This window comes from Polaromonas sp. CT11-55, assembly GCF_047303325.1.
Taxonomy (GTDB): domain Bacteria; phylum Pseudomonadota; class Gammaproteobacteria; order Burkholderiales; family Burkholderiaceae_C; genus Polaromonas.
Genome location: NZ_JBKBEX010000011.1, coordinates 98565 through 119023 on the forward strand (window position 1 = coordinate 98565; position 20459 = coordinate 119023).

General features: G+C 65.5%; 20 protein-coding genes and 1 other RNA gene. 14 read left to right on the forward strand and 7 right to left on the reverse strand.

The window, feature by feature from the left end; all coding sequences use genetic code 11:
• The first annotated feature begins 4 nt into the window (after positions 1-4).
• The 6 genes from ACEN8I_RS12555 to ACEN8I_RS12580 all read left to right on the forward strand — a co-directional run bounded on the left by ACEN8I_RS12555 (position 5) and on the right by ACEN8I_RS12580 (position 5706).
• Positions 5-1522 (forward strand): DUF4178 domain-containing protein, encoded by a 1518-nt coding sequence (locus ACEN8I_RS12555; RefSeq protein WP_413328796.1) that lies wholly within the window; start codon positions 5-7, stop codon positions 1520-1522.
• 63 nt (positions 1523-1585) lie between these two features.
• A complete protein-coding gene (locus ACEN8I_RS12560) occupies positions 1586-1807 on the forward strand; it encodes a DUF350 domain-containing protein (RefSeq protein ID WP_413328798.1) in 222 nt (73 codons plus the stop codon).
• A gap of 58 nt (positions 1808-1865) precedes the next feature.
• Positions 1866-1941, forward strand: a non-coding RNA gene (locus ACEN8I_RS12565) — sX9 sRNA.
• Positions 1942-2002: 61 nt separating this feature from the next.
• Positions 2003-3550: a polyamine aminopropyltransferase gene (locus tag ACEN8I_RS12570; protein WP_413328799.1), complete on the forward strand. Its 1548-nt coding sequence runs from the start codon at positions 2003-2005 to the stop codon at positions 3548-3550.
• Positions 3529-5151: an FAD-dependent oxidoreductase gene (locus ACEN8I_RS12575; RefSeq protein WP_413328800.1), complete on the forward strand. Its 1623-nt coding sequence runs from the start codon at positions 3529-3531 to the stop codon at positions 5149-5151. Before ACEN8I_RS12570 ends, ACEN8I_RS12575 begins: the two co-directional genes overlap by 22 nt.
• A 93-nt stretch (positions 5152-5244) precedes the next feature.
• The gene (locus ACEN8I_RS12580) at positions 5245-5706 is read left to right on the forward strand and encodes a hypothetical protein (protein ID WP_413328801.1); all 462 of its coding nucleotides are present in this window, start codon (positions 5245-5247) and stop codon (positions 5704-5706) included.
• Between the two features lie 24 nt (positions 5707-5730).
• Here the strand turns inward: ACEN8I_RS12580 and ACEN8I_RS12585 are convergent, their stop codons facing one another.
• The gene (locus tag ACEN8I_RS12585) at positions 5731-7122 is read right to left on the reverse strand and encodes an aminopeptidase P N-terminal domain-containing protein (protein ID WP_413328803.1); all 1392 of its coding nucleotides are present in this window, start codon (positions 7120-7122) and stop codon (positions 5731-5733) included.
• 29 nt (positions 7123-7151) lie between these two features.
• Positions 7152-7886, reverse strand: coding sequence for an N-acetylmuramate alpha-1-phosphate uridylyltransferase MurU (murU, locus tag ACEN8I_RS12590; RefSeq protein WP_413328804.1), 735 nt, complete (start codon positions 7884-7886; stop codon positions 7152-7154).
• 25 nt (positions 7887-7911) lie between these two features.
• Between murU and ACEN8I_RS12595 the strand changes: the two genes are divergently transcribed.
• Positions 7912-8736 (forward strand): DNA polymerase beta superfamily protein, encoded by an 825-nt coding sequence (locus ACEN8I_RS12595; protein WP_413328805.1) that lies wholly within the window; start codon positions 7912-7914, stop codon positions 8734-8736.
• Between the two features lie 6 nt (positions 8737-8742).
• Here ACEN8I_RS12595 and speD read toward each other — a convergent pair whose 3' ends face one another.
• On the reverse strand, positions 8743-9120 hold the full coding sequence (gene speD / locus ACEN8I_RS12600) for an adenosylmethionine decarboxylase (protein ID WP_413328806.1): 378 nt from the start codon (positions 9118-9120) through the stop codon (positions 8743-8745).
• A 132-nt stretch (positions 9121-9252) separates the two neighbouring features.
• Between speD and tkt the strand changes: the two genes are divergently transcribed.
• The 3 genes from tkt (at position 9253) to ACEN8I_RS12615 (ending at position 13764) form a co-directional block, all read left to right on the forward strand.
• Positions 9253-11295, forward strand: a complete 2043-nt coding sequence (tkt, locus tag ACEN8I_RS12605; protein ID WP_413328807.1) for a transketolase — start codon at positions 9253-9255, stop codon at positions 11293-11295.
• A gap of 63 nt (positions 11296-11358) precedes the next feature.
• Complete coding sequence (gene gap, locus ACEN8I_RS12610; protein WP_413328808.1) at positions 11359-12357, forward strand: type I glyceraldehyde-3-phosphate dehydrogenase; 999 nt, start codon at positions 11359-11361, stop codon at positions 12355-12357.
• 165 nt (positions 12358-12522) lie between these two features.
• Positions 12523-13764 (forward strand): adenylate/guanylate cyclase domain-containing protein, encoded by a 1242-nt coding sequence (locus ACEN8I_RS12615; RefSeq protein ID WP_413328809.1) that lies wholly within the window; start codon positions 12523-12525, stop codon positions 13762-13764.
• Here ACEN8I_RS12615 and ACEN8I_RS12620 read toward each other — a convergent pair.
• On the reverse strand, positions 13761-14678 hold the full coding sequence (locus tag ACEN8I_RS12620; RefSeq protein WP_413328810.1) for a LysR substrate-binding domain-containing protein: 918 nt from the start codon (positions 14676-14678) through the stop codon (positions 13761-13763). The two genes, ACEN8I_RS12615 and ACEN8I_RS12620, sit on opposite strands and share 4 nt — an antisense overlap.
• Before the next feature lie 110 nt (positions 14679-14788).
• On the opposite strand from ACEN8I_RS12620, the gene ACEN8I_RS12625 reads away from it, so the two are divergent.
• The 4 genes from ACEN8I_RS12625 to ACEN8I_RS12640 are packed head-to-tail and all read left to right on the forward strand — an operon-like array spanning position 14789 to position 18396.
• Complete coding sequence (locus ACEN8I_RS12625) at positions 14789-15439, forward strand: hydrolase (RefSeq protein ID WP_413328811.1); 651 nt, start codon at positions 14789-14791, stop codon at positions 15437-15439.
• A gap of 7 nt (positions 15440-15446) precedes the next feature.
• Positions 15447-16049, forward strand: coding sequence for an antibiotic biosynthesis monooxygenase (locus ACEN8I_RS12630; protein ID WP_413328812.1), 603 nt, complete (start codon positions 15447-15449; stop codon positions 16047-16049).
• Between the two features lie 26 nt (positions 16050-16075).
• Positions 16076-17962: an amidohydrolase gene (locus tag ACEN8I_RS12635; protein WP_413328813.1), complete on the forward strand. Its 1887-nt coding sequence runs from the start codon at positions 16076-16078 to the stop codon at positions 17960-17962.
• A 23-nt stretch (positions 17963-17985) separates the two neighbouring features.
• The gene (locus ACEN8I_RS12640) at positions 17986-18396 is read left to right on the forward strand and encodes a DoxX family protein (protein WP_413328814.1); all 411 of its coding nucleotides are present in this window, start codon (positions 17986-17988) and stop codon (positions 18394-18396) included.
• A gap of 18 nt (positions 18397-18414) precedes the next feature.
• Here the strand turns inward: ACEN8I_RS12640 and ACEN8I_RS12645 are convergent, their stop codons facing one another.
• The 3 genes from ACEN8I_RS12645 to ACEN8I_RS12655 are packed head-to-tail and all read right to left on the reverse strand — an operon-like array spanning position 18415 to position 20341.
• Positions 18415-18879 carry a hypothetical protein gene (locus ACEN8I_RS12645; RefSeq protein WP_413328815.1) on the reverse strand — a complete coding sequence of 155 codons (465 nt, stop codon included), beginning with the start codon at positions 18877-18879 and terminating at the stop codon, positions 18415-18417.
• A gap of 45 nt (positions 18880-18924) precedes the next feature.
• Positions 18925-19485, reverse strand: a complete 561-nt coding sequence (locus tag ACEN8I_RS12650; protein ID WP_413328816.1) for a hypothetical protein — start codon at positions 19483-19485, stop codon at positions 18925-18927.
• A 28-nt stretch (positions 19486-19513) separates the two neighbouring features.
• Positions 19514-20341: a hypothetical protein gene (locus tag ACEN8I_RS12655; protein ID WP_413328817.1), complete on the reverse strand. Its 828-nt coding sequence runs from the start codon at positions 20339-20341 to the stop codon at positions 19514-19516.
• Between the last annotated feature and the right edge of the window lie 118 nt (positions 20342-20459).

Genomic DNA, 20459 nt, shown 5'->3' on the forward strand with positions numbered 1-20459 from the left:
CATCTTGGCATCCGAGCCCCAGCAACGCGCCTACCGCGCGCCGTGCCCCGGCTGCGGCGCGCCCGTTGAATTTCGCAGCGCGCAGTCCACGCACGCGGTGTGCGGCTATTGCCAGAGCACTGTCGTGCGCGACGGCGACACCCTGTCGCGCATCGGCAAGATGGCCGAGCTGTTCAATGACTTCAGCCCGCTGCAGCTGCAGGCCTCCGGTACCTGGCAAGGCCGCAATTTCACGCTGGTCGGCCGGTTGCAATACCAGTACGCGCAAGGCACCTGGACCGAGTGGTACGCGGTACTGGACGACGGCACGGCGGCTTTCCTGAGCGAAGACAACGGCGCTTACGTTTTCAGCCTGCCCACCAGCCTGCAGCGCGCCGTGCCTCCGGCGGAAAATTTCCGCGTGGGTGCGACCACGGCCATCAACGCCAAGCCCTTCAGCGTGGCGTCCAACGAACGTGTATCGCTGCTCTCGGCCCAGGGCGAGCTGCCGCGTCTGCCGGCGCTGGGCTCGCCCTTTGCGATGGTGGAGCTGCGCAGCGCCGACGGCGACGTGCTCAGCGTCGACTACGGCGCGGTGGCCGGCGGCGGCGCGCCCGCGCTGTCGCTGGGCCGCTCCGTGCTGCTGGAGGACTTGAAGCTGACGGGCCTGAAGGATGAATCGGCCAAGGACGAAAGCGGCAAGCAGTTCAGCTGCCCGAACTGCGGCGCGCCGGTCGAGGTCACGCTGGCCGGCAGCAAAAGCATCACCTGCCGCTCCTGCAACAGCATCATCGACCTCACGCAGGGCACGGGCGCCGCGCTCAAGCACGCGATCCAGGACGAGCCCGTCAGCCCGCTGATCGCGCTGGGCACCACGGGTCAACTGCAAGGTGTGCAATGGCAAGTCGTCGGTTTCCAGCACCGCATGGGCTACGAGGCCGACGACCCGGACGAGCAATTCGGCTGGGATGAATACCTGCTCTACAACCAGAAGCGTGGCTTCACGTTTCTGGTGGATTCCGAAGACGGCTGGAGCCTGGTCAAGCCGGTCACGGGCGCGCCCAGCTTCAAGCCCGGCGGCGACAGCGCGACTTATCTCAAAACGACCTACCGGCTGCAAAGCAGCTACCAGGCCGAAACCAGTTATGTGGCTGGCGAGTTCTATTGGCAGGTGCAGCGCGGGCAAAAGACTTTTAACCGCGATTTCGCGAGCGGCAGCGCCCTGCTGTCGCAGGAAGAGTCGCCCAACGAGATCACCTGGTCCAGCGGCAACAAGCTGGACGGCGACCTGGTCGCCAAGGCCTTCAAGCTTGACGGCAAGAAGGACTTGTTCAAACGCTCGGACGCCAAGCCGCTGAGCAGCTCGGCCGGCATGGGCTGCGGCACCATCATCATCGTGGTGCTGCTGATATTGCTGTTTCTGTTTTTGATAGGCCGCTGCTCAAGCTGCGACCCGAAGTACGAAAATTGTTCCTCGTCCAGCAGCTCGCGCAGTTCGGGCGGCTCGTTCGGCGGTTTTTCCGGCGGGGGCGGCCATAAATGAAGGCCGCCTCTTTTTGCTTCTTCATCTTCTGCGCAAGCTGGCAGACCTTTTCTGGAGACCATCATGGGACTTGAATGGCTTAAACCCGCGGCTTTCCTGGGCTCGATCCTGTTCGCGCTGATTGGCGTGATCATCTTCTGGTTGAGCTTTGTCATCATCGACAAGATAACGCCCTATGACCTGTGGCTGGAGATTGTCGAGAAGCAGAATGTGGCGCTGGCGCTGGTTGTGGCCGCGATGGCATTAGGCATCTGCGTAATAGTAGCCGCCGCCATCCACGGCTAGGCTCGTTCCCGGCTACTGCGCGAACTGGGGGCGGCGTTGGCCGGTGCTCGGAATCCTCATGTACCCATAGGTACATTCCGGTTCCTGCGCGCCGTCCGCCTTGCCCGCAGCTCGCTCGCTACGCCCTTGACGCCGTCGTGATACCGGCTCGCTTCGCATCGCCTCACCTGCTTCCTGCTATCACCTCCATCTGTTTTGAACACTGAAACCTCCTCCACCCCCACCCCGCGCCCTCTCGAGGTCGCGTTGCTGGCCAGCGTCTTTGTGGTGGCGGCATGCGGGCTGGTGTATGAGCTGGCGGCGGGGGCTTTGGCTTCTTACCTGCTCGGTGATTCGGTGCTGCAGTTTTCCACCATCATCGGCAGCTACCTGTTCGCCATGGGCATTGGCTCCTGGCTGTCGCGGTTTTTCGAGCGGCAGCTGCCTGCGCATTTTTTGCGCATTGAATTGATGGTGGCATTGGTGGGAGGCGCCCTGCCGGCCCTGTTGTTCCTGGCCAATGCTTACGTGCCCGGCGCATTCCGGTTCTTGCTGTACGCCCTGGTGCTGCTGGTGGGCACGCTGGTGGGGCTGGAGATTCCGCTGGTCATGCGCATACTGCGGCGCAACGTGGCGCTCAAGGAGCTGGTCTCGCAGGTGCTGACCTTCGATTATTTGGGCGCGCTGGCCGTGTCGCTGGCCTTTCCGCTGGTGCTCGTGCCGCAGCTGGGCCTGATACGCACCGGCCTGCTGTTCGGCCTCATGAATGCGGCCGTCGCGCTGTGGGCGCTGTGGCTGTTTCGCGCCGAGCTGCGACACCTCAGGTCGCATGCCGTTGCCTGCTTCGCCGTCTTGTGCGCATTGGCGGCCGGCTTTGTGGGCGCCAACCAGATCACCACGCTGGCCGAAGACCATTTCTACCAGGACCGCGTGGTCTTCACCGCCACCACGCCTTACCAGCGCATCGTGGTGACCAACGGCCGCGGCGGCCACAGGCTGTTCCTCAACGGCAACCTACAGTTTGCCGAGCGCGACGAATACCGCTACCACGAGGCGCTGGTCCACCCGGTGATGAGCGCGCACGGCGCGCCCAAAAAAATCGCCGTGCTGGGCGGCGGCGACGGCATGGCGGTGCGCGAGATCCTCAAATACCCCAGCGTGGAAAGCGTCACGCTGGTCGAGTTGGACCCGGCCATGACGGATCTCTTCAGCCAGCAGCCGGCCTTGAAGCGCCTGAACGGCGAGGCGCTGCTGTCGCCCAAGGTGCGGGTGGTGAATGCCGACGCCTTCCAGTGGCTGGACAAAAGTGCGGACATGTTCGACATCATCATCGTCGACTTTCCCGACCCCACGAATTTTTCGATCGGCAAGCTCTACACCAACTCGTTTTACGCGCTGCTGGACCGGCACCTCTCGGCCAGCGGCTATGCCGTGATCCAGACCACCTCGCCGCTGGTGGCGCGCCGTAGTTTCTGGACGGTGGTGGCCACGCTGGAATCCGTGGGCCTGAGGGCCGCGCCTTATCACGCCAATGTGCCCAGCTTCGGCGAATGGGGTTTTGTGGTGGCCAGCCGCCGGCCCTTCAGCCCCACGACGCAAACAGGCGCCCTGCCTTCCGGCCTGCGTTTCCTGGATGCGCAAACCCTGCCGCTGCTGTTTGATTTCCCGGTCGACATGGCGCGCGTGCCGGCGCCCGTGAACCGGCTCTCCAACCAGGAACTGGTGCACAGCTACGAGCAGGAATGGGGCAAGGTGCTGCGTTGAAGCGCCGCCATTTCCTGGCGACCTCCGTCGCGCTGCCGCTGCTGGGCTGCAAGGGGACCCGGCAGATCGAAGGCGGCTTCCTCGGCGCAAACCATGAACGCGGCCACCTGCTGCGGCCCGGCGAGCCCGGCAAAGGCCGCGCTTGGCCCGCTCCTTCCGTCACCCGGCGCACCCGTGTGCTGATTGCCGGCGGCGGTGTCGCCGGCCTCGCGGCGGCGCGCGCGCTGCGCCTGCGCGGCATGGACGATTTTGCGATGCTGGAGCTGGAGGACAGCGCCGGTGGCAACAGCCGCGGCGGCATGGTCGGCGGCCTGCCTTGCCCGCTGGGCGCGCACTACCTGCCGGTGCCCGGCGACGCCGCGCGCGACGTGCAGGACCTGCTTGAAGAGCTGTCGCTGCGCAGGCGCGTGGCCGGACGCTGGGAGTATGACGAGCGCCACCTGTGCCACAGCCCGCAGGAGCGCCTCTTCATACGCGGTGAATGGCAGGAAGGCCTGCTGCCCCTGCCGGACATGGACATCGCCCTGATGGCCGACTACCAGCGTTTTGCGCGGCTGATGCGGCAAGCTTCAGTCGCCGCGCCTTTTTCGATTCCGCTTTCGGTGAGCGCGCCGGCGCCGCAACACCGCGCCCTCGACGCCCTGACCTTTGAAGCCTGGCTGGACCAGCAGCAGCTCACGCGCGCGCCGCTGCGCTGGTACCTGGACTACTGCTGCCGCGACGACTATGGCGCGGGTCTGGACGCGGTTTCGGCCTGGGCCGGCATCCACTACTTCGCGAGCCGCCACGGCTTCCAGGCGCCCGGCGAGCCACCTTCGGCCGAACGCGATGCCGGCGTGCTGACCTGGCCCGAGGGCAACGGCTGGCTGACCCGCCGGCTGGCCGCGCCGCTGGGCGAGCGCCTGCACACGGGCCGCATCGTGATCCGCGTCGCCGCGAACCGGCACGGCGTGGAAGTCGACGCCTTTAATGCGGCCACGCAATCGGTGGAACGCTGGCAGGCCGAGCAGTGCATCCTGGCCCTGCCGCTCTTTGTGGCCGCGCGTGTCGTCGAAAACCCGCCGCCCGCGCTGCGCGAGGCCGCCGGTCAGCTGCGCTACGCGCCCTGGCTGGTCGCCAACCTGCACATCGCTTCAGCCCTGCACGACAGGCCCGGTGCCGCGCCCAGCTGGGACAACGTGATTTACGGCGACAGCCCCGGCCTGGGTTATGTCGACGCCACCCACCAGAGCCTGCAGGCCGTGCCCGCCGCCACGGTGCTCACCTATTACCGTGCCTTCGGCACAGGCGCGGCCGGCCGCAAAACCTTGTACGAGCAGCCCTGGACGCATTGGCGCGACAGCGTGCTGGCCGAACTGTCCGTGCCGCATCCCGACCTGCCCGGCAAGGTCACGCGCATGGAGGTCATGCGCTATGGGCATGCGATGAGCACGCCGGTGCCGGGCGTTCACAGCAGCTCGGTGCTGCGGGCGCTGCAAGGGCCTTTGCCATTGCCCTGGCGGCGGCTGCATTTTGCGCACAGTGATTTATCGGGGTATTCGGTGTTTGAGGAGGCGTTTACGCAGGGGCATAGGCGGGGAACGGCTTTGAATTTGGGCTGAGTGTGTTTCGGCCGGGCCTCGCGCCGCCGGGTGCGGCGCCCACCGGATAATGCCCCACACCATTGCAAATGATGAAAATCGGGAGGGGAAATCATGTTGGACTTCAGAGTGAACCGAGCCAGGCGCCTGCCGCTGCTGTCATGCTGCCTGCTGGCAACGCTGCTGGCATCCTGCGCCGTCAACAAACAGGCGGCCGATACTGTGGTGTTGACCGGACGCGTGGAAAAAGTCTATGACCCCTGCACCCAGTCGCTGACCAACAATTTCACTGCCAATGTTGATCAACCACCCGGCATCGCGGTCATCGGGAAAGCAATGGAGTCTGTGCTCAAGCCGATCGACAAGGCTTTGGCGCCACGCGAGTGCCTGTTCCTGATACGCCAGACCAATGCCGAGCAGCTTTTTTTCCGGACCAGCCAGAGTTTTGCTGTTGGCAGCTGCGTGAAGGTCTACCTCACGGCCGAAAAAATGCGCGCCTGGAAAAGCATCAACCCCATGCTGACCAACACGCTGGTGGAGCCGGGCTCCGCGATAGAAGCGAGCGTTTGTCCTTGAGCGCGCACGTTGCGCGCAAGCCTCTCAGCCTTTCATCAAACGCTCGATCTCATCCCCATCCACCGGAACCCCGCGCGTCATCAATTCACATCCCTTGGCCGTGACCAGCGCGTCATCCTCAATCCGGATACCAATGTTCCAGAACTCCTTGGGAACGTTCTTCCCGGGGCGTACATAGAGGCCGGGCTCTATCGTCATCACCATGCCTGGCCGCAAGATGCGCGAAGGCTTGCGCATGATGGGCTGGCCCATGGCGTCCTTGTCGGGGCGGGGTTTGCTGCCGGGCTCGGTGTAGTCGCCGCAATCGTGCACGTCCATGCCCATCCAGTGGCTGGTGCGGTGCATGTAAAACTGGCGGTACGCGCCTGACTCGAGCACGTCGTCGACCTTGCCGTGTTTGGACTTGGGCAGCAGGCCGGTGTCGAGCATGCCCTGGGCCAGCACGCGCAGCGCGGCCTCGTGCGGATCGTTAAAGCGTTTGCCGGGTTTGGTGGCCTTGACGGCGGCGTACTGGGACTCCACCACGATGTCGTACAGCCTGCGCTGGGCCGGCGTGAATGTACCGCCCGCCGGGAAAGTGCGTGTGATGTCGCTGGCGTAGCCGTCGAGCTCGCAGCCGGCATCTATCAGGCACAGCTCGCCGGCCTTGAGTTCGGCGTCGCCGGCGCGGTAGTGCAGCACGCAGGCATTGGCGCCTGCCGCCACGATGCTGGTGTAGGCCGGGAACTGCGAGCCGTGGCGGCGGAACTCGTGCAGCAGTTCGGCCTCCAGGTGGTATTCGCGCAGGCCGCCCTTGACGGGATTGCGCAGCATGGCCGCCGAGGTTTGCATGGCCCGCACATGCGCGCCGGCTGAAATTTTTCCGGCGCGGCGCAGGGTGGCGATCTCGTGGCTGTCCTTGAAGAGACGCATCTCATCGAGCACGCCGCACAGGTCGTTGCGGCTTTGCGGGCACTCGTCGCCCAGGCGCACGCGGGCGCGCACCTTGTCCAGCCAGCCGTCCACGCGCGCGTCCAGGCCCTCGTGCGTGGCAAACGGAAACCATACCGACTTCTTGTTGGCCAGCAGGGTAGGCATCTGCGCATCCAGCGCCTCAGTGCTGAAGGCCGCGTCCACGCCCAGCCGGGCCGGCGCGGCCTTGGGGCCCAGGCGTATGCCATCCCAGATTTCGCGCTCCAGGTCCTTGGGGCGGCAAAACAGCGTGGTCTTGCCGCTGGCGTCTATTACCAGCCAGCTTTCGGGCTCGTCAAAGCCGGTCAGGTAATAAAAGTAGCTGTCGTGCCGGTAAGGAAAGTCGGTGTCACGGTTGCGCGGGTATTCGCGCGCGGTCGGCAGCAGGGCAACCCCGCCGCCGGCTGCTTTGAGCGCGCGGGCCACGGCGGCACGGCGTTTCTGGTAAATCGTGGTGGTGCTCATGGTGGGCTGCGCTTTGTTTAGGTTGTTGCTCAGTGTGTGGTGCTTGCCTGGTTCAGCTCGTCCAGCCGGGCTGGCGTGCCCACGTCGGTCCAGGACCCGGGGTACAGCTCGGCGCTGACCCGGCCATTGTCCATCGCCGCGCGCAGCAGCGGCGCCAGTGGGGCTTTCAGGCCCCGCGGGTTGCCGAAGGGCATCGTGTCGAAGAATTCCCGGCGATAAAGGCCAATGGTGCTGTAGGTGAACCTGGGCTCAACGCTATCTTTGGGCAGGTTCAGCGCCACGCCGTCAGTACCCAGGCCGAAATCGCCCTGGGGGTTGTGGGGCGGGTTGGGCACCAGCCAGAGATGCGCCAGCTTGCCGCCGGCGGCAAACCGGTCCACCGCGGCCTGCGTGAATTCAAAGCCCGGCACAAACACGTCGCCCGCCAGCAGCCAGAACACATCGCCCAGCAGCGGCAGCGCGCGCGCGATGCCGCCGGCGGTTTCCAGCGCGCCGCCGAAGTCGATGCCTTCGTGCGAATAGGCAATGGACAACAAGGGCGCGCGGCTTGGCTGGCGGAAGTGGTTTTCAATCTGCTCACCGAGCCAGGCGGTGTTGACCACCAGGTCGGTGAAGCCGCCGCGCGCCAGCGCCTCGGCGTGCCAGTCAATCAGCGGCTTGCCGCGCACCTTGAGCAAGGGCTTGGGCGTGCTGTCGGTCAGCGGGCGCATGCGCTCGCCGCGGCCGGCGGCCATGATCATGGCTTTGATGGGTGCAGAGGGCATGGCGGCAGTTTAACGGGAGCCGCTCATGCAGAATGCATGGCCACCGCAACCCGAAAGCCTGACGATGATTCCTCCCGAGATCCGCGCTGAGATCATGAGCCGCCTCGCGGCGGCCGAACGCGAGCACGGTGTGCGCATCCTGATGGCGATAGAGTCCGGCAGCCGCGCCTGGGGTTTTGCCTCGCCGAACAGCGATTTCGACGTGCGTTTCATCTACGCACGGCCGGCCGACGACTACCTCTCGCTGGACCTTGAGGACCGCCGTGACGTCATCGAGTACCCCATCGTCGACGACATAGACCTCAACGGCTGGGATTTGCGCAAGGCACTGCGTTTGTTCTGGAAGTCCAACCCGGGTTTTGTCGAATGGATCCAGTCGCCGATCAAGTACATCGAAAACGGCGCGTTCGCTGAAGAGGCTCGCCGGCTGTTGCCGCAGGTCTACTCGTGCGAGCGGGGCATTCACCACTACCGCAGCTCGGCAAAAGGCAACTACCGCGAGCACCTTCAGGGCGAGATGGTGCGGCTCAAGAAGTATTTTTATGTGCTGCGGCCGCTGCTCGCGGTGCGCTGGCTGGAGCGCTACGGCACGGCCGCGCCCATTGAGTTCGCCAGCCTGCTGCACCTGATTGACGGTGAAACGGACCTGCTCGCCGACATCGCCGACATGCTCGAACAAAAACGCGGCGCGCCGGAACTGGGCCTGTCGGCGCCCTACCCGCGGGTCAACGCCTTTATTGAGGCCGAACTCGCCAGGCTGGATGCGGCGATTTCCACGCCCGACGACCTGCGGCCTGTGCTGCCCTCGCTCAATGCGCTGTTTCTGGCGACCGTGCGCGAAAGCTGGTAAACCGGCTTACTGCGTGTCCCCCCGGTCCAGCGAGCGCTGCTCGGTCCATTCCGGGTTGAAGCGCCGCACCAGCGCATCCATCAGGCTGCGCGCCCGGGCCGAGTGGTCGCCGCCGAAATTGCAGACATAAACATCCAGCGTCACGGCCTTCTGCTCGGGCCAGGTGTGCACGCAGACATGGGATTCGGCCAGCAGCACCGTGGCCGTGATGCCGCCCGGGCCGTGCCCGGTGTCGGGAAAGGTATGGAACAGCTGGTTGACGGCCTGCAGGCCGGTAGCCTGCACGGCCTGCACGCACCAGTCGCCCAGGCGGGCGGCGTCGGTTAGCCAGGCGGCGTCGCAGCGGCATTTGTAAAGGTCGGCGGTCAGGTGTAGGCCTTGCATGCCCCGACTTTAGACGATGCGCGGCTCCGTTCGGGCCGTAACTTGGTTCCATATCCCGGCAAATCCCCCGGCTGGGGCCTAACGGTAAAATACCGGGTTACCCCTGATCTTTCCCCCTCCGGAGCAGCCTACATGGCAAACACGCAAATGATGGCGAATGCGATACGCGCACTCGCAATGGACGCCGTACAACAAGCCAATTCCGGACATCCCGGCGCCCCCATGGGCATGGCCGACATGGCCGTCGCCCTCTGGGGCAGCCACCTCAAGCACAGCCCGCACAACCCCAACTGGTTCGACCGCGACCGTTTTGTGCTCTCCAACGGCCACGGCTCCATGCTGATTTACGCCGTGTTGCATCTGACCGGTTACAAACTGCCGATCGGCGAACTCAAAAACTTCCGCCAGCTGCACAGCAAAACCCCCGGCCACCCCGAATACGGCTACACCCCCGGCGTGGAAACCACCACCGGCCCGCTGGGCCAGGGCCTGACCAATGCCGTCGGCATGGCGCTGGCTGAAAAGCTGCTCGCCAAGGAATTCAACCGCGAAGGCCACACCGTCGTCGACCACAACACCTATGTGTTCATGGGCGACGGCTGCCTGATGGAAGGCATCAGCCACGAAGCCGCGGCCCTGGCCGGCGCCTGGAAGCTCAACAAGCTGATCGCGCTCTACGACGACAACGGCATCTCGATCGACGGCCAGGTCGCGCCCTGGTTCATCGACAACACCGCCGTGCGTTTTGCCGCTTACGGCTGGAACGTGCAGGGCCCCATCGACGGCCACGACGCTGAACTGGTCTCGCAGGCCATCGAAGGCGCAAAAAAATCCAACGACAAGCCCACGCTGATCATCTGCAAGACGCACATCGGCAAGGGCTCGCCGAATCGCGCCAATACCGCCAAGGCCCACGGCGAGCCGCTGGGCGCCGAGGAAATCAAGCTCACGCGCGAAGCCCTGAACTGGCCTTACGCGCCGTTTGAAGTGCCGAAAGAAACCTACGACGCCTGGGACGCCAAGGCCAAGGGCCTGGCCGCCGAGGCCGCCTGGGACGCGAAATTCGCCGCCTACAAGGCCGCCCACCCCGAACTCGCCGCCGAACTGGCCCGCCGCATGAAGGGCGAGCTGCCCAAGACCTTCGCGCAGCTCGCGGTCGACACCGTCATCGGCGCACACACCAAGGCCGAAACCGTGGCTTCGCGCAAGGCCTCGCAGCTCGCGCTCGAAGCCTTCACCGCCGGCCTGCCCGAGATGCTGGGCGGCTCGGCCGATTTGACCGGCTCCAACCTGACCAACACCAAGTCCACGCCCAGCCTGCGTTTTGACATGAACGGCGAAATCGTGCTGACGGCCAACGCCGAGGGCGTGAGCGCCATCGGCCGCCACATCAACTACGGCGTGCGCGAATTCGGCATGGCCGCCATCATGAACGGCATCGCGCTGCACGGCGGCTATATCCCCTACGGCGGCACCTTCCTGACCTTCAGCGACTACAGCCGCAACGCCATCCGCATGGCCGCGCTGATGAAGCTGCGCGTGGTGCACGTGTTCACCCACGACTCCATCGGCCTGGGTGAAGACGGCCCGACGCACCAGTCCATCGAGCACGCCGCCAGCCTGCGCCTGATCCCCAACCTGGACGTCTGGCGTCCGGGCGACACGGCCGAAACCGCCGTCGCCTGGGCTGTCGCGCTTGAAAACAAGAACAAGCCGACGGCGCTGCTGCTGAGCCGCCAGAACCTGCCTTACGCGCCAAAGAAAGACCTCGGCAACATCAGCCGCGGCGCCTACGTGCTGGCCGACCCGGCCGAAGTCGGCCTCAACAAGAAAGCCCAGGCCGTCATCATCGCCACCGGCTCCGAAGTGCAGCTGGCGCTCAAGGCGCAGGAACTGCTGGCCGCCCACAAGATCGCCGTGCGCGTGGTTTCCATGCCCAGCACCACCACCTTCGACAAACAGAAGACCGCCTACAAGAGCGAAGTGCTGCCCGAAGGCATCCCCCGCATCGCGGTGGAAATGGGCGTGACCGACGGCTGGTGGAAATACGGCTGCGCGGCCGTGGTCGGCATCGACAGCTACGGCGAATCCGCCCCCGCCCCGGTGCTGTTCAAACACTTCGGCTTCACCGCCGAGAACGTCGCCGACACCGTGCGCACGGTGCTGCGCAAGTAAGCGCGCGCATCAGGTACACGGCTCGCCGATTCAACGAATTTCAACTTCCAGGAGCAACAGAAAATGACGATCAAACTTGGTATCAATGGTTTTGGCCGGATCGGCCGCAACGTGTTCCGCTCGGCGATCAAGAGCTTTAACGACATCGAAATCGTCGGCATCAACGACCTGCTTGAGCCCGACTACCTGGCCTACATGCTGAAGTACGACTCGGTGCATGGCCGCTTTGAAGGCGACGTGTCCGTGGACGGCAACACCCTCATCGTCAACGGCAAGAAAATCCGCCTGACGCAGGAGCGTGACCCCGCCAACCTCAAGTGGGGCGACATCGGCGCGACCGTGGTGCTGGAATCCACGGGCCTCTTCCTGGACAAAGCTTCCGGCGAGAAGCACCTGGCCGCCGGCGCGAAGAAGGTCATCTTCTCGGCGCCGTCGAAAGACGACACCCCGATGTTCGTCTTCGGCGTCAACGACAAGACCTACAAGGGCGAAGCCATCATCTCCAACGCCAGCTGCACCACCAACTGCCTGGCGCCCGTCGCCAAGGTGCTGAACGACAAGTGGGGCATCAAGCGTGGCCTGATGACCACGGTGCACGCGGCCACCGCCACGCAAAAAACCGTGGACGGCCCGAGCAACAAGGACTGGCGCGGCGGCCGCGGTATCCTGGAAAACATCATCCCCTCCTCCACCGGCGCGGCCAAGGCCGTGGGTGTGGTGATTCCTGAACTCAACAAGAAGCTGACCGGCATGTCCTTCCGCGTGCCGACCTCCGACGTCTCGGTGGTCGACCTGACCTGCGAACTCAACAAGGAAGCCACGCTGAAAGAAATCTGCGCCGAGATGAAGGCGCAAAGCGAAGGCGCGCTCAAGGGCATTCTGGGCTACACCGAAGACAAGGTGGTCGCCACCGACTTCCGCGGCGAGACCTGCACCAGCGTGTTTGACGCCGACGCCAGCATTGCGCTGGACGGCACCTTCGTCAAGGTCGTGGCCTGGTACGACAACGAATGGGGTTACTCCAACAAGTGCCTGGAAATGGTGCGCGTCGTCTCGAAGTAATTCGCGGCCGCCAACGCCCCCAAACAAGCGCCTTCGGGCGCTTTTTTTTTCGGCTTCGCACATCAAAAGGCCGCAGGCGGTCAATGTCCGTTGATCCAAGGCCGTTCAGCCCGTATGGTTCCCGCATGCCGCGCCCATGCCGCGCGGCGCAAGGGAGGAATGACCATGGCGCTGCAGCCGTTCCGGGATTGGCTCGTCCAGAAAAGCTGGGCACAGGGCGTGTATTACAGCAAGGCCGTGGCCTGGCTGTTACCGCCGGCGGCGCTCGCCGCCGATGCGGCTTACTTCACCATCGCGCAGCAACACCGGCCGCAGGGTGTGGCCGGCCTGCTGGCCTGGCAGCTCACGGCGGAGCTGTTCTTCATCACGGTGATCCTGGTGGACCGGTATGCGCCTCGGCTGCGCGGCCGGGAAGGCGCGCTCAATACTGCCTGTGCCGGCGCCATGCTGCTGGCCACCTGGGTAGGCGCCGTCCACGGCGCGATGTGGGGCGATTTGTCCATCTATGCCGCGGGCGCGACCTTTGTCGCAGCCGTCATGTGCACGCCCAGCCCGGTGCGCAAGCCCATGTACCTGCTGAGCTTCGGGGCGCTGAGCCTGGCCGTCGCCCTGCGCGGGTACGCGGGCCTGGCACTCCTTGCCGCGCTGGTCAACCCGTTTTGCATCCTGGTGTTGTGCACGGCGCTCGACGAGCTCATGCTGGCGCGCAATGCCGAGCTGTACGCCGAGATGCAGCGCGCCGAGAGCGAATGCGCGCGCGCCGACAAGGTGCTGTACAACGTGCTGCCGGCCTCCATCGCCGATGAGCTCAAGCGCGAGGACAAGGTCAACGCGGTGAAGTTCGACAACATGGGCGTGCTGTTCGCCGACATCGCCGGTTTCACGAGTTTTTCACGCAGCTTGCCGCCGGACGCGCTGGTGCTGGTGCTGAACCAGATCTTCTCGGCCTTTGACGGCCTGGTGGAAAAGTACGGGCTGGAAAAAATCAAGACCATAGGCGATGCCTACATGGTGGTAGCGCACCACCGGCTCGACAGCCTGGGGCGGCTGGCGCTGGACATGGGGGAAGCCTTGCAGCGCTACAACGTCGCCAACGGCACGCAACTGGCCATGCGCATAGGCATGCACGCGGGCCCCGCGGTGGCGGGGGTGATAGGCGTCAAGCGTTTTCTCTACGACGTCTGGGGCGACACGGTCAATGTGGCCAGCCGCATGGAGTCCAGCGGCGAGCCGGGGGCCGTCCACGTCAGCGAGGCGGTCTACCTGCAGACGCGGCAGCACTTTGCCTTTGCCGCGCGCGAGCCCATAGAGCTCAAGGGCCGCGGCCGCATGGCCACCTACTGGCTGCTGGGGCCCAGCGCGCCGCCCCGCTTCGGCATGGAGACCGCGGGCGCCGCGCCAGGCTAGCGGCGGGGCGCTTCAACGGCCGACATGGCTTGAGGCAAGGCCGCCGCCAGGTGGTCGATCAGTGCGCGCACCGTGACGGGAACGCGCCGCGTCGCCGGGTACAGCGCGTAGAGCGCGATCTCCGGCGACTCCTGCCACTGCGGCAACACCGGCACCAGGCGGCCCGCTGCGAGGTGTTTGGCCGCCAGGAACTCGGGCTGCAGGATCAGCCCGGCGCCCGCGACGGCGGCCTCCACCAGCAGGTCGCCGTTGTTGGCGCACAGCGGCCCGCCGACGGCCACGTGCGCTGTTTCCCGGCCTCTGCCGAGGTGCCAGATGTGTCCCTTGTTGACATGCGCGTAGTTCAGGCAGCGGTGCGACTTGAGGGCCTTCGGCGATGCGGGCGTGCCGTGTGCCCGCAGGTAGGCCGGGGCGGCGTACACGGCGCGGCGCACGTCGCACAGGCGGCGCGCGGCCAGCGAAGAATCCGGCAGCTGCGCGATGCGCAGGGTCAGGTCAAAGCCGGTCTCATAGGGGTCCAGCATGCGGTCGTTGAGCTCCACGCGCAGCTCGACCCGCGGATGCAGCGCGAGGAACTCCGACAGCAGCGGCGCCAGCACCAGCTTGCCGAAGGACATGGGCGCGTTGACGCGCAGCGGCCCGGCCACCGCCCCGCGAATCGCCGCCATGGACTCGCGGGCTTCGGCGGCGATGGCCAGCAGGTCCACCGCGTAGTCGTGCAAGGTGGCGCCGGCGCTGGTCAACGCGATCGCGCGGGTGGAGCGTACAAACAGCGCGCCGCCGTACTCCGTTTCCAGCGAGGCAATGAGTTTGCTGATCTGTGAGCGCGTCACGCCGAGTTCACGCGCGGCGGCGGCAAAACTGCCCAGCCGCGTCGAGAGCACCAGGGCCTGGAGGGCGTCAAGTCTGTCCATGATTGGTTCCCATATGGATACGGTTTGGTTCTAAAACAAAGTCTAGTCAACCTATTGGCTGCAATTTAGCATTCCAGGCTTGTTTATTCACTCTTTCAAGGGGACTCACCATGGCTCAAGGAAAACTCGAACTGCTCACCCCCCAGAACTGCGCGCTGGTGCTGATCGACCACCAGCCGCAAATGACCTTTGGCGTGGCCAACATCGACCGGCAGCTGCTGAAGAACAACGTCATCGGTCTGGCCAAGGCGGCCAAGGTGTTCAATGTCCCCACGGTGCTGACCTCGGTGGAAACCGAATCCTTCTCGGGCAACATCTGGCCCGAACTGCTCGCGGTGCTGCCCGACAACCGGATTTTTGAGCGCACCAGCATGAACACCTGGGACGACGCGGGCGTGAAGGCCGAACTGAAAAAATTCGGCCGCAAAAAACTGGTGCTTGCGGCGCTGTGGACCGAGGTCTGCCTGAACTTCCCCGCGCTGGAAGCGATGGCCGACGGCTACGAGGTGTATTTTGTGGAAGACGCTTCCGGCGGCACCTCGGTGGCCGCGCACAACATGTCGGTGCAGCGCATGATCCAGGCCGGCGCCGTGCCCATCACCTGGCAGCAGTTCCTGCTCGAAATGCAGCGCGACTGGGCGCGCAAGGAGACCTATGCGGGCACCACGGGCATCGTCATGGAGCATTCCGGCGCCTACGGCTCGGGTGTCGACTACGCGATCACGCACGTGCACAAGATGCCCGCGCGCAAACTGGGCTGAAAGCGCCATGAACAGCGCGAACAGCACCGGCGACGCGGCCGGCCCGTCCTCCGAAAGCGTCAGCCTGGTGGTGCGCCACCGCGTGCGCGCCGGCGCGCGTGCCGCGTATGACGGCTGGCTGGCCGAGACCATGCGCACCGCGTCGGCCTATCCGGGCCACCAGGGCGTGCATGTGGTCCGTCCGGCCGGCGCCGGCGGTGACTACCTCATCGTGGTCCGCTTCGCCACCACCGGGCAGCTGAACGGCTGGTACCGGTCCGCGGAACGCGCGCGCCTGCTCGAGACGGTGCAGCCGCTTCTGCAAGCCGGCGAACAGGTCAGCGTGGGCAGCGGCATCGATTTCCTGTTCCCCCCTGAAGTGGCGTCCGGTGTAGAGGCGCCGGTCAAACCCGCGGCCTGGAAGCAGTGGCTGATCACCACCTCGGTCATCTGGCCGCTCACCATGGTCGTGCCCTGGGCCATGGGGCCACTGTTCAAGGCCGTCCCCGTGCTGGGCCTGTATGGCGTGGCGCACGGCATACTGGCGGCCGTCATCGTGGCCCTGGTGGTCTGGGTGGTCATGCCGCCCTACACGCGGCTGCTGCACCCGTGGCTGTTCACGCGGCGCTGACATACCCAATACACCGGAAAAATCCCATGAACGATCCCGCCACCGCCGACATTGTTTTCACCAACGGCCGCTTCACCACCCTGGACCGGCAGAACCCGGTGGCCACCGCGGTGGCCGTGGCCGGCGGCAAATTCATCGCCGTCGGCAGCCATGAAGACATCATGCGCCACGCGGGCGCCGCGACACAGGTAATCGACCTGGCCGGCGCGGCCGCCCTGCCCGGCCTGCATGACAGCCACACGCACCTGATACGCGCCGGCCTCAATTACGCGATGGAGCTGCGCTGGGACGGCGTGCCCTCGCTCGCCGATGCGATGGCCATGCTCAAGGCGCAGGCGGCGCGCACGCCGGCCCCGCAGTGGGTGCGTGTGGTCGGCGGTTTCACCGAGCAGCAGTTCGCCGAAAAACGCCTGCCCACGCTCGCGGAAATCAACGCGGCCGCGCCCGACACCCCGGTTTTCATCCTGCACCTGTATGACCGCGCACTGCTCAACGGCGCCGCCCTGCGCGCCGTCGGCTACGGCAAGGACACGCCGAATCCGCCAGGCGGCGAGATCGCGCGCGACGCCCAGGGCAATCCCACGGGCCTGCTGCTCGCCAAGCCCAACGCGATGATCCTCTACGCCACACTGGCCAAGGGGCCCAAGCTGGACCCGGATGCGCAGGAGGCCTCGACGCGGCTCTTCATGCGCGAGCTGAACCGGCTCGGCATCACCTCGGTGATCGATGCCGGCGGCGGCTTCCAGAACTATCCCGAGGACTACCGCGTCATCGAGAAGCTGCGCGACGCCGGCGAACTCACGGTGCGCATAGGCTACAACCTGTTCACGCAGCGGCCCAAACAGGAAGCCGAGGATTTCCGGCAATGGACAGGCATGCTGCCGCCGCTGTCCGGCACCGACATGCTGCGCCATAACGGCGCCGGCGAAATGCTGGTGTTCTCCGCGGCCGATTTCGAGGACTTCCGCGAGCCCCGGCCCGAGCTGCCCGCGAGCATGGAGGACGAACTCGAGCGCGTGGTGCGCCTGCTGGTTGAAAAGCGCTGGCCTTTTCGCCTGCACGCGACCTATGACGAATCGATAGGGCGCGCGCTCGACACTTTCGAGAAGGTCAACCGGGACATCCCTTTCAACGGCCTGCACTGGTTTTTCGACCACGCCGAAACCATCAGCCCGCGCAACATCGACCGGGTCAAGGCGCTGGGCGGCGGCATCGCCGTGCAGCACCGCATGGCTTACCAGGGCGAATATTTCATCGAACGCTACGGCGCCGGGCCCGCCGAGCACTCGCCGCCGATTCGCCGCATGCTGGACGCCGGCCTGCCCGTGGGCGGCGGCACTGACGCGACCCGCGTCGCGAGCTACAACCCCTGGGTCTGTCTGTACTGGATGGTCACCGGCAAGACGCTGGGCGGCACCGCGCTGTACCGGCCCGACAACCTGCTGGACCGCGACACCGCACTGCGGCTGTGGACCAGCGGCAGCGCCTGGTTCGCCAACGCCGAGGGGAAAAAAGGTCAGATCAAGGTGGGCCAGCTCGCCGACTTCATCGTGCCCTCGCGCGACTTCTTCGGCATCCCGGAGTCCGACATCAAGGACCTGGTCTCGCACCTGACGGTGGTGGGCGGCCGCATCGTGCATGGTGACGGCGGCTTCGCGAATCTCGCGCCACCCATGCCCAAAGCCGCCAACGACTGGGCGCCGACAAAAGCCTTCGGCGGCTACTGGCGCGAGCCCGCGGCCGGCGCCCAAGCGGCGGGCCGCGCCGCGCGCGCGATGCAGCCCTTTGCCGACTGCTGCGCCAAGCCCTGCGCCGTCCATGGGCACGGCCACACCCAAAGCTGGCTGGGCAATGCGCCGGTGTCCGACGAAAAAAGTTTCTGGGGCGCGCTGGGTTGCGCGTGCTGGCTTTGAGCAATACCAGGGAAGAAGAACGCATGAACACACACGATCCGTCTTTTTCAACACCGGCGCTCCGGGCCGCCAGGCTGTTGCTGGCGGTCGCCTTCGTCTACAGCGGCGTCTCCAAGCTGCTCAATTTCGACGCGGCCATCGGCGAGGCCGCGCATTTCGGCCTGAGCCCGGCGCCCGTGTTTGCCGCCGCGGTGCTCATCACGCAGCTGGCCGGCTCGGCGCTGATGCTGTTCGGCCGCGGCCTGTGGGCGGCGCTCGGCGCGCTTGCGCTGGCCGGGTTCACGGTGGTCGCCACGGTCATAGGCCACCCCTTCTGGGCCATGAGCGGCATGGAGCAATTCCACAACCGCAATTCATTCCTCGAGCACCTGGGGCTGGTCGGCGGCCTGGGGCTGGTGGCCGCGCTGTCCTGGGACCGCCGCGCCACGCGCTGAGCGGCGCATTCCGGGGGCTTAGCCGCCCAGCAACTCAGCCGGCAGCGACAGGCCGGGCCGCTCGTCGTCCCAGGCCATGGCACTCATCTTCCAGCCTTCTGGCGTCTTGATGAACTGCGTGGAGATCACGCCGCGCGCCTCGAAAGCCTTGCCGCCCTGCGTCCCGGCCTTGCCGTAGGCGCTGTAGCGGTGGGCGATATTGCCGAAGATCTGCGTGGTCTGCGACAGCTCCCATTCCTTGAAACGCGTCAGCGCGCCGCTGTCCACCAGCGCCTGGCGCGGTGCGATGAATTCGGCGACGCTGGAGATTTCGGGCGTGGACGCGGTGTTCTTGATCAGCAGGCCGGTGGCGATGAACAGGCCGTGGATGTCGCCATAGGACGGCGCCTCGCCGGCCTCAAACGACACCGCGCGGAAAAACCGGGCAGCCAGATGATCAAGTTCCTGCTTCACGGCAGCGTGGCCTGGGTCTTTGTTCAGCATTGCCGCAGTGTAGGAGCTTGCGGCAAAACCTGCAGGCGCGTGGACTTACAGCCCTTCGACCAGCGGTTTGAGCGCGGCCCCGGCCAGTGCGATCACCAGCGGGTGTTTCAGGAAGGCTTTGAGTTTTGATTTCGCATCGGCTTTTTCTTCCGGTGTGGCGGTGGATTTCTCAATCTGCTCGACGATGTTGCCCAGCGCCACTTGCAGCTGGACGGCGATGTCGGTGTTCGTGCTGCTGTTCTCGTTGTGGCTGCTGTCGCTGTAGCTCGCCTTGCCGCCGAACCAGGGGAACTGGATCACCACGGTGGCCGCGTCCATTTTTCCGAGGGGCGCGGGCTGCCCCTTCTTCTTGAGCCTGTCCTCGAAACTCTCGATGCCAAAGGGCGTGAGTTCAAAGCTGCCCAGGATCTCGTCCAGCTCCTGTGCCGTGTCCGGCATGGGCTGGCGCTGTCGCAGGTAGCCGGTCTTCACCAGTTCGCTGCCGGCCTTCAGGAAGTCGGCGGGGCTTGCGCCCCCGGCGGACACGCTGCTCAGGCGTATGGGGCCGGGGATGGAATGCTTGATGTAGCAGCTGCCCATCATGAGGTTGCGCACGTCGTCATTCATCATGCTCTCCTTGCGGTGTTTGTCCGCCTCAGCGGACCTCCAGGTATTGCGCCTGCTCCAGCAGCGACGAGATAAAGCCGTTGATGGTCTCCTGCCCGCCGCCCAGGTTGTTGTAGACCCCGACGACGCGCGGGTTGATGCGCGTGCCCGTGTCGTAGATCTTGGCCTTGATGGCGCCCAGCGCCATGATGGCGTTCTGGATGGTGGAGGCGTTGATCTCGCTGGGCATGGGAATGATGGTCGAGACGCTTTCTCCGCTGATGCCCAGGGTCTGCACCACCAGCGTTCCCGACACCTGCTTGGCCTGCGCGGCCGCCCCCAGCGCGAACAGGTTGCCCAGGTCGACCGAGCCCTCGTTGACCGTGATGTTCGCCGTCAGGCGCAGGCCCACGCCGACATACACGGGCACGATCACGGGCGGGCTTTTCCGGGCCGAGAGCGAGGCAGTCTTCTTGCCGTCAGAAACGGAGATGTCCACGCCGAAGGATTTGGTCTCGAACTTCACGTAGTCCAGCACCACCACATAGCTGTTGCCGGCCACACCGGCCTTGGCCGGGCCGAAGGTGATGCCGCCGTTGGCCTGGATCTGCCCTATCGCGATCCGCATGGTCTCGTCGGGCAGCGCGTCCAGGATTTTGGTGTTGCTGGGCGTGGCTTCGCTCTTGAGCCGGACCGGCAGCGGGTCTATGGGGTGGTAGCCGTAGGACGGCGCCAGCTGCGGGTCGCCCGGCGTTTTCGGCACGGGCATGGGCCATGAGCTACAGCCGGCCAGCAGGGTGGCGAGCAGCAATGCAAGCACTACCGAAAGCAGCGGCTGGACGGGATGAACGGGACGAACGGAATGAAGGCGACGCATGTTCAGATCCTCCTGATGTGCGTCCGCCGGGACAGCTTGTTTTCCGGCACCGGATTCTGGGTCGGCTCGCTGTGCGAGGCAGACTGTGTCTACGCCCGCTCACACCTTAGTCCTCGCG